1 protein-coding gene and 1 pseudogene are annotated in these 1,941 nt (G+C 44.8%); both read left to right on the top strand.

Features of this window, described 5'->3' with window-relative positions; all coding sequences use genetic code 11:
* On the top strand, positions 1-1,453 hold a 1,453-nt coding region (locus ACYVRH_RS12195; protein ID WP_461257177.1), incomplete at its 5' end, for an ABC transporter permease.
* Positions 1,454-1,589: 136 nt separating this feature from the next.
* A pseudogene (locus ACYVRH_RS12190) lies at positions 1,590-1,941 on the top strand (ABC transporter permease); the annotation flags it as partial.

The raw sequence follows: 1,941 nt of genomic DNA, 5'->3' as shown, positions 1-1,941 counted from the left end.
TTCCGCAGAAGGTTATGTAAGCGCCCCACGTTATACTTTCTCAGGTACGCTGTCCTCTACATCAGGTTCCGCGCCGATTGTTTTTTATGCGGTAGAACCTGAGGCTGAACGGGAAGTTTTGCGTTATGTGCCATATATGGATTTTGGCCGTTATGTGCAGAACGGCAATTTTGAGATTGCGCTTGGAACTATTGCGGCTGAAAAATTGAAAGTAGGCATTCCTTCACGCCCTTACAGAAAAGAACTTGAAGAGCTGATTTCCCTATCCGCGCAAAATATTCAAGACGCTGATTTTATCCGTTCTCTTTATGATGAGGCTCCTATATCTAAAAACGTATTCGATCCTGTGGATACCAGAGCGGTTAAAGGCAATGAACGCATGATGTTAAAAAAGAACGCTTCTAAACCTGACCTTGACCGTTATTGGGAGATGATTGCCGTGTCAGGAAGAAATAACGTCCGCATTAACGCGGTGATTGATATTAAAGCGGCTCCTGAAATTATCCGCGCTGACAAATGGAACGGGGAATTATTTCCAGCGTTACGTGAAGAAGATAAAGCTCTGGTGCAATCAGCTTACAATTTGGAAGAATTTATGGGTTCGTATATTCTGGTTGAAGACGATGAAGACCGGCTCGCAAAAGTTTTGGACGCGATGATTCGCGCCGGTTTCCAAGGGGCTGTAAATCATATTAATCAGGCTTTTGAAGTGGTTGTAGCCGGTGTTATTAATTCTCCCGACCCGTTGCCAAACGGCAACACGGCGTACATTCCGCTTGATATTTTGCAGAGCGAGACGGGCATGATGCTCCAGGGCGCGGTAACGGAATTAATCATCAGGGAAAGAGGTGTACCCGATTCGCGGCTTCCCGGCGAAAGCGAAAGCTCCGCAGTAATAACCATTGCGCTTAACAAAGGGCTTGCCAGTATGGGGCTGGCTCTGCCCAATGATCTCGCCGTACATACATGGCAGGACTACATGGCCGAGTATCTTGGTTATGAGGAGATACAAACAGGAGCGCCGCAGGTACTGGCGTTTCTTTTATTGCTTCTTTCCTTTCTTGGAATCTCCAACACAATTTTACTCGCGATACTGGAACGCACAAAAGAAATCGGCATGATGAGGGCGATGGGAATGACTGACGGTCAAATGATTTTAACCTTTATGCTGGAAGCCGGTTTTATAGGAATTATCGGTTCCGTATTGGGAATAATTATTGGCTGTGTTTTTAATTATCCCATGGTGAAATACGGTTTGGATTTTAGCGCGATGTCGGACACCTTAAGCGGAGGAATCGGTTTTCGCACAACTGCAAATTTCCGAAGCGTGTGGAATATACCGATAATTATCGGTTCAGGCGTTGTCGCGACATTGTTGTCGTCATTTGTGGCGTATTGCCCGACGCGCAGGGCGTTAAAGAAACCAATTACCGAAAGTTTGCGGTTTGAATAACAATGAGCAATTAGCAATGAGGAATGAGCAATGAGCGAAGTTACCAATCTGTGTGCGGTACTTCACGATAAGATTTCGGACAATAACATTGCTAATTGCTAATTGTTAATTGCTAATTAGAAAAAGGAGTTTATATATGATGAGTAATTATAAAAAGGGCGGGACCGCGATGCTGATCACAATCGCTTACCGGAATATTTGGCGTAACATGAGGCGCACGCTCTTTTGTCTGTCCGCAGTTGGAATAGCCGTGTTCTTTATTGTTGTTTATTCATCTTTGATAGAAGGAATGATCGAGAGCATAAACAAAACGGTGCAGATTTATGAATTGGGTCATATCAGAGTAGTGTCATCGCAGTATGAAGAGGAAAGCGAGTATATGCCGGTGCAGTATCCTGTGGCTGACGGAAAAAACTGGAAAGAAATAGCCGCTGATATTTATAAAATACCCGGCGTGAGGGCGGTCTTTCCGCGAATCGCGACTATGG

Source organism: Treponema sp. R80B11-R83G3, from assembly GCF_054786115.1.
The sequence above is the reverse complement of the archived record's forward strand: the minus strand, read 5'-3'. Positions and strand labels throughout refer to the sequence as shown.